This window comes from Sphingomonas sp. Mn802worker (assembly GCF_000382485.1).
Lineage (GTDB): Bacteria > Pseudomonadota > Alphaproteobacteria > Sphingomonadales > Sphingomonadaceae > Sphingomonas.
On sequence record NZ_AORY01000004.1, the window covers coordinates 627447 to 641802 of the forward strand.

The following is a 14356-nucleotide window of genomic DNA, read 5'->3' on the forward strand; positions in this document are numbered from 1 at the left end:
CACAACAGCGGGGGCTTGTGACCGGAGTAAACAGGCGATGAGCATCGAATTCATTGCGCCCGACGTCGACGATCTGACGCCGCGCATCACCGTTGTTGGCGTGGGCGGCGCTGGCGGCAACGCGATCGCGAACATGATGCGCGCGGACGTGCAGGGCGTGAACTTCCTCGTCGCCAACACCGACGCGCAGGCGCTGCGCTCATCGGAGGCGGAGCAGAAGATCCAGCTCGGCACCAAGATTACCGGCGGCCTGGGTGCAGGCGCGCGGCCAGAGATCGGTCGCGCGGCGGCCGAGGAATCGATCGACGATCTGTCGCGGCTGCTTGAGGGCAGCCACATGTGCTTCATCGCGGCCGGCATGGGCGGCGGAACCGGCACCGGCGCGGCCCCTGTCATCGCCAAGGCGGCGCGCGACATGGGCATCCTGACCGTCGGCGTCGTGACCAAGCCGTTCAGCTTCGAGGGCAATCGCCGCGGCAAGTCCGCCGATGCGGGCATCGAGGAGCTGCAGAAGTTCGTCGACACGCTGATCGTCATTCCCAACCAGAACCTGTTCCTGGTCGCCAATGCCAATACGACGTTCAAGCAGGCGTTCGAGATGGCGGACGAGGTGCTGCAGCAGGGCGTGCGCGGCATCACCGACCTGATGGTCATGCCCGGCCTCATCAACCTCGATTTCGCCGACGTCCGCTCGGTGATGCAGGAGATGGGCAAGGCGATGATGGGCACGGGCGAAGCCGATGGCGATGACCGCGCGATCATCGCGGCGCAAAAGGCGATCGCCAACCCGTTGCTCGACGGCGTGTCGATGCAGGGCGCGAAGGGCGTCATCGTGTCGATTACCGGCGGCGAGGACATGCGCCTGCTCGAGGTCGACGAGGCGGCGAATCACATCCGCGAGCTGGTCGATCCCGACGCCAACATCATCTGGGGTTCGGCGTTCAATCCCGACCTTGAGGGCAAGATCCGCGTCTCGGTCGTGGCCACGGGTATCGAGAGCGCAGGCGGGCCCGACAAGCCCGGCGCAACCGCTGCCGCCCCGACGCAGAGCGAGCCAGCCCGACCGTTCAGCTTCTCCGCGCCGCGTCGCGCCGAGCCGACCGCGGCTTCGGCACCGGCACCAACTCCGACCGCCGCACCGTCGGGCTATGCTGCCCCTGCGCCCGCGCCGACTAGTGCGGCGCCGCAGCACAATTACCAGGCACCGGCACCCGCCGCGGTTCCGCCTGCACCAGCCGCAACGCGCGGCTATGAGCAGGTGCCGCCGGTTGCCAGCCCCGCGCCGCAGGGCGATGCATTGTCGCAAGGTGTCATGCCGCACGGGCAGGGCGATGCGGGTTCGAACGGCAGCGATGACGAACTGCTGCTCGGCTCCGAAGCCATGCTGCCCGAGGCGAACGCCGCGCCGCAACCCGCACCCGCGCCAGCCGCGGAGCCGGGCATCGCACCGCGTCGCTTCCTCGCGCCCGAGGGTAACGAGGACGCACCGCCGCAGCCGCGCGTGAAGCTTGGCGGAACGCTGTTCGAGCGGATGCAGAATGCGACCCGCGGCGCGCCGCGCACCGGCGGTGAGCCGGCGGGCGATACGCCGGGGGGCGACCTGCCGCGGTTCTTGCACCGGCAGAACAATCAGTAACGATCAGCGATCGGCCGCACGCTCGTCCGTGCGGCCAGTGATAACAAGCGTGTAGCGAATGGGCTTCGTCGTTGCGGCGGCTCGGTTCGCCGCACCGCTTGATGCGCGTCATTGCCGGGCCATGCTCCAGCGGCTCTAGCATTTCACGACATGCGTTTACCGATGCTTTATCCCGCGTCGCTGCTGCTTGCCGGCGTCGCGCTCCCGCTTCCGCTCGCCGCGCAGGCGGTGGTGCAGCCACTGCCGGGCACCACCGACGCCGACAGGCTCGCCGACCTGGTACGCCAGATCGGGCGCAATCCGCGCGACGTGACGGCGCTGGTCGATGCGGGTGATCTCTCGGCCAAGCTTGGCGACACGACTGCGGCGGCGTCGCTCTACAAGCGCGCGTCGCAGGTCGACCCCAATAACGCGCGCGTACAAGCGGGGATCGCGCGCATCCTCGTCAACGGCGAACATCCGGGCGAGGCGCTGCGCTATTTCGGGCAGGCGGAACGCGCCGGCCTGTCCGCCGCGTCCTTCGCCGACGATCGCGGCCTTGCCTATGACTTGATCGGTGAGCAGGAGCGCGCGCAACGCGACTATCGCCTGGCGCTTGCGCGACCGGGCGAGGAGAATGAGGACGAGGTGCGGCGCCGCTACGCGCTGTCACTCGGCATCTCGGGGCGCAAGGACGAGGCGCTCAAGCAGATCGACACGTTGCTGCGCAAGAGCGATCGCGGCGCATGGCGTGCGCGCGCGTTCATCCTCGCGATGAACGGCGATGCGGCCGGTGCGAACAAGATCGCGACCACGATGATGCCCGCCGGCATGGCAGGCGGTCTCGCCGCCTTCTTCACGCGGCTGCCGACGCTCTCGCCTACCGACCGGGCCTTTGCGGTCCATTTCGGCGAGGTGACGCCGACACCCGAACGTGTGGCCGATGCGCGATTGGTGCCGCCGCTGCCTGCGCTCGCGCCCGATTCCTATGCGCGACCTGCGGGCGTTCAGGTCGCTAGCCAGAACGCGACACCGGCGCGCGTCACCTCCGACCAAGGACGCGGTCGAGCAGCACGCCGCGCGAATGCTGCTGCAACGCTGATGCCGACACGGCAGGTCGCTGCCGCAGCGACTCGCGCAGCTCCGCCGCAGTCGTCGGTGCAGCCGGTTCCCGCGCGACCGCCCGCGCCTCTGGCGTCCCCGCCGGTGACGACGGCAACGCAAGTCGCCCTAGCCGCGCAGCCGGCATGGGCCGGCTATTCGGTCGGCGGCACTGCACCATCGGCATCGACCCTTGCGGCCGCGGCGGAGACGCGCACGGTGGTGCCCGCATCGGCTGCGCCGATGACGGTCAACAGTACGACTGCTTCCCAGATGGCGGCGACCCCTGCCTCGCAAGCCAATGCCGCGATTCGTGCGCAGGCACCAACGCCGACACAGGTGGCTGCAATCGCCACGCCACAGCCGACGCAAAATGCTGCCGCGACCTCAACAGCGGCCCCTGGGTCAACGTCGGCGCTGCAACCGAGCGCGATCGCGGTAGCGACGCCGGCGAGCAACGCTGTTCCGGCACCCGTCCAACTCGCCGCAACGACGACGACCCCGCCTGCTGCTGTTTCCTCGCCGCAGCCAAGCGTGCAGCCGGTTCCAACGCCGCCGACGCGGATCGAGAATGAAGACACCATTCTCGCTCGCATCGTCGCCAACATAACGGTTCCGGCATCAGAGCTTGGCGTCGCGCCGATGCCGAACGCGGCGCCGCAGCCCGGCACCACCGCGACGATCGACGAAGCCGCGCGTGCTGCCGAGAACAGCCCTGCGGTGGTGGAACGCCGGCGCGAGCGCGTCGCGGCGGCCAAGGTTGCCCCGCCGTCGCGCCGCCCAGCCGCAGCCGAGACATCCGCAACCGAGGGGGAAGGCACGTCGCCCGCCGCTCGCCGACGTGCAGTGACCGCGGCCGAGACACGATCGCTCAAGTCCCGTCAGGGCAAGGCCAAGGAAGAGCTGGCCGACGCCGCGGCAGACGACGCGCCGGTGACGGCGAAGCGCGCCAGCCGCAAGAAGGACGAGCCGAAGCTGACCCCCAAGCAGGCGGCGGCAAAGGCGAAAGCGGATGCCAAGGCGGTCGCCGATGCCAAGGCGGAAGCGGCGGAAAAGAAGGCGGCACGCGCGCAGCCCGAGCGTTACTGGGTCCAGGTCGCGGGCGGCGCGACGCAAGGCGATTTGCACAAGGCGTGGAAGAACGTGCGCGGGAAATCGTCGTTGCTCGCGAGCCGCGCCGGCTACACCACGCCGCTGCGCGCGACCAACCGCGTCGTGACTGGACCGTTCAAGACGCAGGAAGAAGCGCAGGCGATGGTCAACAGATTGTCAAAGGACGGCGTCTCGGCCTTCACCTTCACCAGCGAGGCGGGGCAGAAGATGACCAAGCTCGGCGATAAATGAGCGCCGGGCAAAAAGTGAGCGGCGTGTTCGTGATCGCAGCGTGAGCACGCTCGCCCCCTGGGCTTCGCGGCCCGAGCGCAGTCGCGGGCGGCTGCACGAGGAATCGGGAGCCGCAGAACGTGGCCCCCGCGACGCGTTCCAGCGTGACCGTGATCGCATCATCCACTCGATCAGCTTCCGCCGGCTGCGGCACAAGACGCAGGTGTTCATGGCGCCCGATGGCGACCATTTCCGCGTGCGTCTGACGCACAGCATCGAGGTCGCGCAGATCGGTCGCACGATCGCGCGCGCGCTTGGTCTGAACGAAGATCTGACCGAGGCTTTGTGCCTTGCGCACGACATCGGTCATCCCCCGTTCGGTCACGCCGGTGAGGATGCGCTCGAACGCGCGCTCGAGGGCCGCGGCGGATTCGACCACAATGGCCACACGCTCCGCACGCTGATGACGCTCGAGCGGCCGTATCCCCGCTACGATGGCCTGAACCTGACGTGGGAAACGCTGGAAGGTCTCGCCAAGCACAATGGACCGATCGCGTCACCCGAATGGGCGCTGGCCGAGGCCGACGCAGAGGCGCGTCTGGAACTCGGCAGCTATGCCTCGCTCGAGGCGCAGGTCGCCGCGCTCGCCGACGATATCGCCTATGACAATCACGACATCGACGATGGCCTGCGTGCCGGGCTGCTGTCGATCGAGCAGCTATGCGCCGTTCCGCTGGTGGCGCGCGGCTGGGCCGGTGCGCGCGCGGCCTTTGCCGACCTACGCGATGATCGGTTGCACGGCGAGGTGATCCGCAGCCAGATCGGCGCGATGGTCAACGACCTGATCGCCGAAACGCAGCGTCGTATCGCAGACGCGGGCGTAGGCTCCGTCGAGCAGGTTCGCGACGCCGGGCGGCCGTTGGTCGGCTTCTCCGATCAGATGGCGGCGGACGAGCGTCAGTTGAAGGCGTTCATGTACGCCAACCTTTACCACCACCCGCGCCAGCTCGCTGCGGCCGAGGCGGCGGATCGCCTGATCGACGGATTGTTCGCCACCTATCACGCCGACCCGACGCTGCTGCCGATTGAGTGGCGAGTGCGACTGCCCGAAGCCGAGCCGCAGCTAAGCCGGCACATCGCCGACTTTATCGCCGGGATGACCGACCGCTACGCCGTCTCGCGCTACCGCGAAGTGGTCGGGCCGATCGACCTGCCCGAAGGTTTCTGACGGAGGCACAAAAACGGCGTCCACTGGCGGAGGCGGACGCCGGACTCGTCAGGCGTGGCGCTCAGTTCGCTGCTGCGCCGCTCGCCACCACGGTACCCTTGGTGCGGAACGACACCGGGTAGCCGTTGCTGGTGCCGCGCACGTGGTCGCCGTCGACCAAAAGGCGGAACTTCTCGTGGCTGTCGACCTCGTGACCCTCGATCAGCGTCTTGCCGTTCTCGCGCGTCGTCTGCGTGTAAACATAGGTCCGACCCTCGTGCGTGAAGCGCTGCTGCGCCGGCTCGGCGGCGATGCTGACGGTCGAGATAAGCGCGCTGGCAGCGGCGGCGGCGATGAAGGCGATCTTGCGCATATGAAGCTTTCGAGTTTGATGAAGCCCGCAACCGAGCCAGTTGCGCGGCACCTATTTGTGCATTGCAGCATCGGCAAATGACTTGATCGCCGATGCGATTGCAGCGCGTGCAAGCTGAGCACCGCCCGTGCCACACGCTTTTGCGTGCGCGCGCACCTTGGTCTAAGGCCACGCCACTATGACATTGTACGCCCGCTTCGCCGCCCATGTGGGTGACGCGCTCGACGCGCTTGTTTCCGCCGGAGAATTGCCCGCCGATCTCGATCGTCGCAACGTGACGGTGGAACCGCCACGCGACGCCAGCCACGGCGACCTCGCCACCAACGCGGCGATGGTGCTCGCCAAGCCCGCAAAGACCAACCCGCGCCAGCTCGCCGAGAAGATCGTCGCGCATCTGTCCGCGCTGCCCAGCGTCACCGCGGCCGAGGTTGCAGGACCTGGCTTCATCAACCTGCGCCTGAGCGACGACACGTGGCGTGACGAACTGCGCGCGGTTGCGGCGGCAGGTGCGGACTATGGCCGCTCGACGGCAGGCGAGGGCGTCAGCGTCAACGTCGAATACGTTTCGGCCAATCCGACCGGACCGATGCACATGGGGCATTGCCGCGGCGCGGTGGTGGGCGATTCGCTCGCCAACCTGCTCGCCTTTGCCGGACACCGTGTGATCCGCGAGTACGTCATCAACGATGCCGGCAGCCAGGTCGACGTGCTCGCGCGCTCCGCGCACATCCGCTACCGCGAGGCGTTGGGCGAGGATGTCGGCGCGATTCCCGAGGGACTTTACCCGGGTGACTATCTCGTTCCGGTCGGGCAGGCGCTCGCCGCCGAATTCGGTGATCGCTATGTGTCGGCGCCAGAGAGCGAGTGGCTGATCCTGTTCCGCACGCGCGCGGTCGACGCGATGATGGCACTTATCAAGGCCGATCTCGCATTGCTCGGTATCCACCACGACGTGTTCGCCTCCGAGGCGGCGTTGCAGGCGGCGGGGAAGCCCGAAGAGGCCGAGGGGTGGCTGCGCGCGCGCGACCTGATCTATGACGGCGTGCTCGATGCACCGAAGGGCGAGACGCCCGATGACTGGGAGCCGGTCGAGCTGCCGCTGTTCCGCTCGACCCGCTTCGGCGACGATCAGGACCGTCCGATCAAGAAGTCGAACGGCAGCTGGACCTATTTTGGCGCCGACATGGCGTACCATTTTCAGAAGGCGCAATCGGCCGATCAGTTGATCGACATCTGGGGTGCAGACCATGCCGGCACCGTCAAGCGCATCCAGGCCGCCGTCGCCGCGCTGACCGAAGGCAAAACGCGCTTCGACATCAAGATCGTGCAGATGGTGCGGCTGCTGCGCGCCGGCGAACCGGTCAAGATGAGCAAGCGCGCGGGCAATTTCGTCACACTCGCCGACGTGGTGCGTGAGGTCGGCAAGGACGTGGTGCGCTTTACCATGCTGACCAGGCGGGCCGACGCGCAGATGGATTTCGACTTCGCCAAGGTGGTGGAGGCGTCGAAGGACAATCCGGTGTTCTACGTCCAGTATGCGCACGCCCGTGTCGCCTCGCTCCACCGTCGCGCAGCCGAGGCTGGGATCAGCGTGAACGACGCCGATCTGTCCCGGCTTGACACGGAGGACCTCGCGCTCGTGAAGCTGGCGGCGCAGTTCCCGCGCATCGTCGAGACCGCGGCGGCGGCGCGCGAGCCGCACCGAATCGCTTTTTACCTCTATGACTTGGCGGCGGAGTTTCATGCCGCGTGGAATGTCGGTAACGATCGGCCTGAACGCCGTTATCTCATCGCCGATGACCATGGTGTCACCGCCGCACGCCTGTCCTTGGCGGCGGGCATCGGACAGATTATTCGCAATGGCCTCTCCATCATGGGCGTGGAGGCGGTTTCGGAGATGCATTGATGGCGACCTCGGATCAGTTCGAGCGCGACGAGGACCGGCTGCCATGGCTGGAGACGGTCGAGCCCGACGAACCGCATCGCTCCGGCGGCGCACGCGTCGTGTTGCTGGTTCTGCTCGGTCTTTTGGTGCTCGGCGGCGTGATCTTTGGATTGTACCGGTTGCAGACCGGGCGCGCTGCCGATGGATCGGGTGAGCTGATCGCGGCGCAGGAAGGCGATTATAAGATCAAGCCCGACGATCCTGGCGGGTTGAAGGTGAACGGTGAGGGCGATGCCGCGATCGCGACGAGCGCGGGCGCGAATCCAAACGGCTCGATCGATCTGAAAGCGGTGCCCGAGGCGCCGATCAGCGGCACGCGTCGCCCGGCCACGCAGCCGACGCCGCATGGCGGCACCACCTCGGCGAGTGTCGCGATTCCGTCTGCGAGTGCGCCGCTACGCGCGCAGCGTCCGATGACGGCGCCGGTCGCGGCGGTGCCGGGCGCAGGGTCCGGCGGCAGCCTGGTCCAGCTCGGCGCCTTCCCGAGCGAGGCGGCAGCGAACTCGGCGTGGAGCGCGGTCGCCAAGCGCTTCGGCTATGTCGCACCACTCGGCAAGGACGTGCAGAAGGCCGAGGTCAACGGCCGCACGGTCTACCGCCTGCGAGTCAATGCGGGCAGCGCCAACGCCGCCGCCGACATCTGCGGCCGGTTGAAGGTTGCGGGCGAGAGTTGTTTCGTCACCAGCTGAGCCGGGCAGGCGCTGTCGGCCGGGTTTCGCGATCCGCATGTTTCGCGTAACCGCCGGACCATGAAGCCCGTCATCTTCGGCCTGTCGGGGCCGGTCCTGTCCGCCGACGAGCGCGCCTTCTTCGCCGAGGCGCGCCCCGCCGGCTACATCCTGTTCAAGCGGAACGTCGAGACACGCGAACAGCTTCGCGTACTGACCGACAGCCTGCGCGCGCTCGAAGGGCGCGACGACGTGGCGATCCTGATCGATCAGGAAGGCGGGCGCGTCGCGCGGCTTGGGCCCCGCGAGTGGCCGAGCTTTCCCGCTGGCCCCGCCTTTGACGCGCTATACGAACGCGCACCGATGTCGGGGATTGAGGCCGCACGCGCCAACGCGCATGCGCTGGGCCTCATGCTCGCCGAGGTTGGCGTGACCGTGAACTGCCTGCCGCTACTTGATGTCGCGCGCGCCGACACGACCGAGGCGATCGCCAGCCGCGCTTACGGGCGCGAGCCGATGCGCGTCGCCGCGATGGGCCGCGCGACGCTCGAAGGTTTGCGCGCAGGTGGCGTGGTTGGCGTCGTCAAGCACATGCCGGGGCACGGTCGCGCGCTCGCCGATTCGCACCATCATTTGCCGACAGTGACCGCCTCAGCCGAGGAGCTGGAAGATGATCTTGCCCCGTTCCGTGCTCTCGGCGGCGCACCGATGGGGATGACCAGCCACATCGTCTACAACGCCTGGGACGCCGAGCGTCCCGCAACGCTGTCGCCGGTGGTGATCGAGCAGGTGATCCGCGGCCGGATTGGCTTTGACGGGCTGCTGATGACCGACGACATCGACATGAAGGCGCTATCTGGCACGCCGGCGGAGAAGGCGAGCGGTGCCATTGCCGCGGGGTGCGATGTCGTGCTCGACTGCTGGGCGCGGATGGACGAGATGCAGGCGATCGCCGCCGCGCTGCCGGAGATCGCGCCGCGTTCGCGCGAGCGGCTCGACGCGGCGATGACGAGCGTGGACGAGCCCGCAGGCAATTTCGCTGCGCTCATCGCCAAGCGCGACGCGTTGCTGGCGCTCGCCTGAGCTGCGAAGCGTGGCCGCGCCCGAGCAACTGCTGCTCGACCTCGATGGGTGGGAAGGGCCGCTCGACGTGCTGCTCGGCCTCGCGCGCGTACAGAAAGTCGATCTGAAGCAGATCTCGATCCTCGCGCTGGTCGAGCAATATCTTGCCTATATCGAGCGCGCACGACGAACGAAGCTCGAACTCGCCGCCGATTACCTCGTCATGGCGGCGTGGCTCGCCTACCTGAAAAGCGCGTTGCTGCTGCCGCGCGACCCTGAGGTGCAGCCTGACCCGGAGGAGCTTGCGCTCCGGCTCCAGCTACGGCTCGAGCGGCTCAACGCGATGCGCGACGCCGGCGCGCGATTGATGGCACGCGATCGGCTGGGTCGCGACGTGTTCACCCGGGGGATGCCAGAAGGCCTACGCACGATCCGCCGCAGCGATTGGGTCGTCGGGCTCTACGACGTGATCGCTGCCTATGGCCGCGTCAGCGCGCGTACGCGTCCGGTCATGCATGTCGTGCACGACCGCGAGGTGATGACGCTCGACGCCGCACTCGGCCGAGTCGCGGCGATCGTCGGGTCGGCTATCGATTGGCAGGTGATCGAGCGCTTCCTGCCTGAGAGCGGATCGGAGCAGCTGCGCCGTTCCGCGCTTGCTTCATCGTTCCTCGCCGCGTTGGAACTCGCGCGTCAGGGCAGGGTGGAGCTGCGGCAGGTCGGACCGTTCGCCCCGCTCTACCTCCGGCCGGCCGGATGACGCCGTGCGATGACGACGTCCGCGCGGTTGAGGCGGTGCTGTTCGCCGCACCCGCGCCGCTGTCGCTCGACCTGATCCGCCACCACAGCGGCGTCGCTGACGTCCGCAATGTCCTCTCGCGCCTCGTGCACGACTATGCCGGGCGGGGCATAGCGCTGGTCGAGCGCGCCGGGCGTTGGCAGTTCCAGACCGCGCCCGACCTCGCGCACCTGTTGCGACGCGATCGCGCGGAGCAGCGCCGCTTGAGCCGTGCCGCGATCGAGACACTGGCGATCGTCGCCTATCATGAACCGGTCAGCCGCGCCGATATCGAGGCGATCCGCGGCGTGCAGATCTCGCGCGGCACGCTCGACGTGTTGATGGAGGCTGGCTGGGTCCGACCTGCCGGCCGGCGCGAGGTGCCCGGTCGTCCACTCACCTATGCGACGACACCCGAGTTCCTCACGCATTTCGGGCTCGCGTCGCGACGCGACCTGCCCGGCATCGACGACCTGCGCGCGGCCGGGCTGCTCGATCCGGTCGATCTTGCCGCGGAACAGGGGCTCGGACAGGTCGAGGTAGCAAAGGCGGGCGATGACGATTAGATAGGGCTTGAACAGGAGACTACGTCATGGGCAGTTTCAGCCTTCCGCATATCCTCGTCCTCGCCGTGATCGCGATCCTGCTGCTCGGCGGCGGCCGCTTCTCCGCCATGATGGGCGACGTCGCCAAGGGCGTGAAGAGCTTCAAGAAGGGCATGGCCGAGGAAGATGACGATGCCGTCAGCCGTCCCAAGCCGCGCATCGAGGCGCAGTCCGCCGCGCATCCCGCCTATGACCGCGAGGCCGATCGCGTCCGTGAGGATCGCTGAGCCAAGCTGATCCGGTTCGGCCGCGCCTGATGTTTGATATCGCTCCATCCGAGTTTCTGCTGGTCGCGTTCATCGCACTGGTGGTGATCGGGCCGAAGGACTTGCCCAAGGCGATGCGTGTCATCGGCTATTGGGTCGGTCGCGCGCGAGCAGTCGGGCGGCAGTTCCGCTCTGGTTTCGACGAGATGGTCCGCGAGGCCGAGCTCGCCGAGATGGAGAAGAAGTGGAAGGCGGAAAACGAGCGGATCATGCGTGAGCACGCTACGCTGCCCGCCGATGCGGCCGCCGTGCCGGCGCTTCCTGCCAGCGCCGAAGACGGCGCGCCGGTAATGGTCGCGCAACCGCAGTTGATCGAGCACCCACATGTGGCCGCGAGCGAGCCGGCAATGGAGACGTCGATCAGCACGCCCGGCGGTCACGATGCCGACGTGGCTTTTGGCAGTGACGCGCCCAAGGCGACCGACTTCAAGGCACCCGACACCCAGTCAACTGACAAGGCCGCATCGTGAACGACGAGCTCGAAGACTCGCGTGCGCCATTGCTCGACCATCTACTCGAACTGCGCCGTCGGCTGCTTTATTGCATCGCCGCGATCGCGCTTGCGTTCTTCGTCTGCTGGTATTTCGCCGAGGACATCTTCGCCTTTCTGGTCCAGCCGCTGCTTCATGCCGGGCAGAAGACGGTTATCTACACGCAGATCTTCGAGGCGTTCTTCGTTCAGGTGAAGGTCGCGTTTTTCTCCGCGATGATGCTGTCGTTCCCGGTCATCGCCAACCAATTGTGGCAGTTCGTCGCGCCCGGCCTGTACCGGAAGGAGAAGCGCGCGCTGCTTCCATTTCTGCTCGCGACGCCGGTCCTGTTCATCCTCGGCGCGGCGATGGCCTATTATGTCGCGGTGCCGATGGCGCTTCACTTCCTGCTCGGTTACACCGGGATGATCGGCGGCGTGCAGCAACAGGCGCTGCCAGCGGTCGGCAATTACCTGTCGTTCATCATGCAGTTTCTGTTCGGCTTCGGGGCTGCGTTTCTGCTGCCTGTGTTGCTGATGCTGCTCGAGCGCGCCGGTATCGTCACGCGCAAGCAGTTGATCGCGTCTCGACGCTACGCCATCGTCGCCGCCTTCGCTATCGCGGCAGTCTTGACCCCGCCCGACGTCGGATCGCAGCTGTTGCTCGCGATTCCGCTCGTCATCCTCTACGAGCTGGCGATCATCGGCATCTGGTTCACCGAGCGACGCCGGGCGCGTGAGACGGCGGGCGAGGCGACAGCCTGATCGATAAGGCTCGAAGAGAGCATCCCCGAATACGTTCGGGCCGTGCTCGGGCCATCCAGCGCACAACAGCCTGTACCGCCAGGCCATAATAGAAAACGGCGGCCGACCCATTCGACCGCCCCATAACCTGAACGTGAAATCCTGCGCTTACTTCGCGTCGTCCGCCGTCTTTGCCACCGTTTGGCCGGCCGACGAAACGTCCTTGCCCGCGCCTTCGATGGTGTTGCATGCGCCGAGCGCCAAGGCACTGACGAGGATGGCGGCGGTCACGATCTTACGCATTAAACATCTCCTGCTCGGCTTGATGCCTGGAGCAACAATGTTCACATCGACGGTTCGTTCCGCCAGCGTCTCGATCTTGCAAGGAAAGAATAAGGCCCGGAAGCACCACCGGGGGGGGAGGGGTTGATGCTTCCGGGCCTATGTCGTGGACCGCGATAGCGGGGGGGCGTTTAGTCGCGATCCGGGGTGTAGAACGTCATCCTGCTACCGCAGTTCCGTTGCGACCAGGCTTTTTCTCGGAGCGCAACATAAACAGCGTTCGATGACCTTCGATGTGTAAATCGGTATCTGATCGAGCCGCAAAGAGGGTCAGTCGCTGTCGATCGTAATGATCTTGACCTCGTATACGCCCGTCATTGGATCATGCTGCAAGGTGGAGCGTAATTGCCTCGTCAGCCCCTCGATCACGCGACCGAAGCGGTTCTTCAATCCGTCACGCAGGCAGTCATTGTCGATCAGGGCGCGCGACGAAATGCGCAGTAGCGCGCGATCCGGCTCAGGCGCGGCGCGCAAGGTGATCCTTAGCTGTGCCGCCGCGTCGCAGGTCATGGCGAGCTCAACCAGTTCGGTAATCAAGAAGGCGACCGGGACGGCCACGTCTTGCGTCACGTATAAAGGATCGATCTCGAGACCGATTCCGATGTGCATATGCTCCGGCGCAGTGGCGCGCAGGTTCGACGCGAGCTCGCCGCACACCGAGCGCATGCTGACGCCGCGGTTCTCTTCCATTTCCGCAAAATGGTAGCGATGGACGACGGCGAGGGCATCGACGCGGCGCTGGATCGAATTGTACGCCTGTGACGCCTCGGGTGACTTGGCGCCGCGCGCATGGAAATTGATAAGGCTGGAAATGACCTGAAGGTTGTTCTTGACGCGGTGGTGTACCTCCCTCGTCAGCTTGGTCTGGCGCACCAGCCCCTCGGCGAGGCCGGCTTCGTGGACCGCGACGGTGCGGCTCAGCGCGCGGAATGTGTCGCCCAGGTCGCGTAATTCCTGCGCGGGCAGCGCCCGGTACAGCGTCATGTCAGGCTCATCGCCGGGCGCATAGGCCGCGATGCTGCTGCGAAGCGAGCGTAGCGGCGCGATGAGCAGCCGATCCACGACGAACCATGCGATCGCCGCTGCCGCCGCCCACATCAACAACGGCAACGCCAGCGCAAGGATCAGTGGTGAGCCGATCGGCGCGCTGCGCACCTGCATCTCCAGCGCCAGATCGGCGATGCCGAGATCCTCGCGGATCGCCTCACGCCGTTCCAGCGTCCGCTCGCGCGCGAGCGGCACAAGCGTCAACCGATCGTCGTCATCGACGAGTGTGGCGCCATATTCCGAAGAAAACCCGCTCGGCTGACCGATCTTGGAAAGAAACTTCTTCGGGAAATAAGCGATTCCGCTCAACCCGCGATCGTCGCCGCTGACGCGAAGAGCCAATCCGCGGTTCGCGATAAAGCGTGCCGCCGTTCCCGACACCGCCGGCTCTGCACGCATTTCACGTGCGCCGGCGACCTGGCGACCGCAGATAACGCGCCCTCTGGCGTCAACAATCGCGAACTCCGCGCCCGATACAGCTTGTTGCGCGAAGACGCCCTGAACGCGTGCGCAACTCGGTGCATTGCCCGGGTCAAGGCTGAGGGCGTCCAGCGCGACCCTCAACGCGGTCATGTCACCGACCAGTTCGATGGAGATCGAGCGGCTGCTTTCCGCCGCCGCGACGCGCAAGTGCGAGCGAAGTTCAGTGTCGGCGATTTGCGTGACCCGCAGCGTCGCAAATACCGCGATCAGAGCGAGCGGGAGGAGCGCGATGCTCAGGATCAGGAACAGTTTCGCGCCGGTCGGCCAGCGCGCAAGATAATCTTGCCGCGCGTCTCGCGTGACGCCCGCGGCAGATTCTTCACTCATC

Annotated in this window: 14 protein-coding genes; 11 read left to right on the forward strand and 3 right to left on the reverse strand. The window is 66.8% G+C overall.

Translation table 11 applies throughout. The features are described 5' to 3' along the window. The first annotated feature begins 37 nt into the window (after positions 1-37). The 3 genes from ftsZ (at position 38) to SMN802W_RS0106690 (ending at position 5267) form a co-directional block, all read left to right on the forward strand. Complete coding sequence (gene ftsZ, locus SMN802W_RS0106680) at positions 38-1636, forward strand: cell division protein FtsZ (protein ID WP_019516129.1); 1599 nt, start codon at positions 38-40, stop codon at positions 1634-1636. Positions 1637-1786: 150 nt separating this feature from the next. Then, on the forward strand, positions 1787-4060 hold the full coding sequence (locus SMN802W_RS0106685; RefSeq protein WP_026325840.1) for an SPOR domain-containing protein: 2274 nt from the start codon (positions 1787-1789) through the stop codon (positions 4058-4060). A gap of 40 nt (positions 4061-4100) precedes the next feature. Further along, on the forward strand, positions 4101-5267 hold the full coding sequence (locus tag SMN802W_RS0106690) for a deoxyguanosinetriphosphate triphosphohydrolase (RefSeq protein WP_019516131.1): 1167 nt from the start codon (positions 4101-4103) through the stop codon (positions 5265-5267). Between the two features lie 61 nt (positions 5268-5328). Here SMN802W_RS0106690 and SMN802W_RS0106695 read toward each other — a convergent pair whose 3' ends face one another. Continuing rightward, positions 5329-5619, reverse strand: a complete 291-nt coding sequence (locus SMN802W_RS0106695) for a hypothetical protein (protein ID WP_019516132.1) — start codon at positions 5617-5619, stop codon at positions 5329-5331. 178 nt (positions 5620-5797) lie between these two features. Here SMN802W_RS0106695 and argS point away from each other — a divergent pair, with 178 nt between their 5' ends. From argS to tatC, 8 genes are read left to right on the forward strand one after another with little or no spacing between them, the layout of a single operon-like run. Beyond that, positions 5798-7525, forward strand: a complete 1728-nt coding sequence (gene argS, locus SMN802W_RS0106700) for an arginine--tRNA ligase (protein WP_026325841.1) — start codon at positions 5798-5800, stop codon at positions 7523-7525. Beyond that, positions 7525-8253: an SPOR domain-containing protein gene (locus SMN802W_RS0106705; RefSeq protein ID WP_019516134.1), complete on the forward strand. Its 729-nt coding sequence runs from the start codon at positions 7525-7527 to the stop codon at positions 8251-8253. The genes argS and SMN802W_RS0106705 overlap by 1 nt, the downstream gene beginning before the upstream one ends. A gap of 60 nt (positions 8254-8313) precedes the next feature. Further along, entirely contained in the window at positions 8314-9315 is a 1002-nt protein-coding gene (nagZ, locus tag SMN802W_RS0106710) for a beta-N-acetylhexosaminidase (protein ID WP_019516135.1), read from the forward strand. Between the two features lie 10 nt (positions 9316-9325). Further along, positions 9326-10054, forward strand: a complete 729-nt coding sequence (locus SMN802W_RS0106715; RefSeq protein ID WP_019516136.1) for a segregation and condensation protein A — start codon at positions 9326-9328, stop codon at positions 10052-10054. Continuing rightward, positions 10051-10638 carry an SMC-Scp complex subunit ScpB gene (scpB, locus tag SMN802W_RS0106720; protein WP_019516137.1) on the forward strand — a complete coding sequence of 196 codons (588 nt, stop codon included), beginning with the start codon at positions 10051-10053 and terminating at the stop codon, positions 10636-10638. Before SMN802W_RS0106715 ends, scpB begins: the two co-directional genes overlap by 4 nt. A gap of 26 nt (positions 10639-10664) precedes the next feature. Next, positions 10665-10904 (forward strand): twin-arginine translocase TatA/TatE family subunit, encoded by a 240-nt coding sequence (locus SMN802W_RS0106725; protein ID WP_019516138.1) that lies wholly within the window; start codon positions 10665-10667, stop codon positions 10902-10904. A gap of 29 nt (positions 10905-10933) precedes the next feature. Then, positions 10934-11413 carry a Sec-independent protein translocase protein TatB gene (tatB, locus tag SMN802W_RS16590; RefSeq protein ID WP_019516139.1) on the forward strand — a complete coding sequence of 160 codons (480 nt, stop codon included), beginning with the start codon at positions 10934-10936 and terminating at the stop codon, positions 11411-11413. After that, entirely contained in the window at positions 11410-12177 is a 768-nt protein-coding gene (tatC, locus tag SMN802W_RS0106735) for a twin-arginine translocase subunit TatC (RefSeq protein ID WP_019516140.1), read from the forward strand. Before tatB ends, tatC begins: the two co-directional genes overlap by 4 nt. A 147-nt stretch (positions 12178-12324) precedes the next feature. Here tatC and SMN802W_RS0106740 read toward each other — a convergent pair whose 3' ends face one another. Then, positions 12325-12459 carry an entericidin A/B family lipoprotein gene (locus SMN802W_RS0106740; protein WP_019516141.1) on the reverse strand — a complete coding sequence of 45 codons (135 nt, stop codon included), beginning with the start codon at positions 12457-12459 and terminating at the stop codon, positions 12325-12327. Positions 12460-12768: 309 nt separating this feature from the next. Then, positions 12769-14355: a sensor histidine kinase gene (locus SMN802W_RS0106745; RefSeq protein ID WP_019516142.1), complete on the reverse strand. Its 1587-nt coding sequence runs from the start codon at positions 14353-14355 to the stop codon at positions 12769-12771. Position 14356 lies beyond the last annotated feature (1 nt).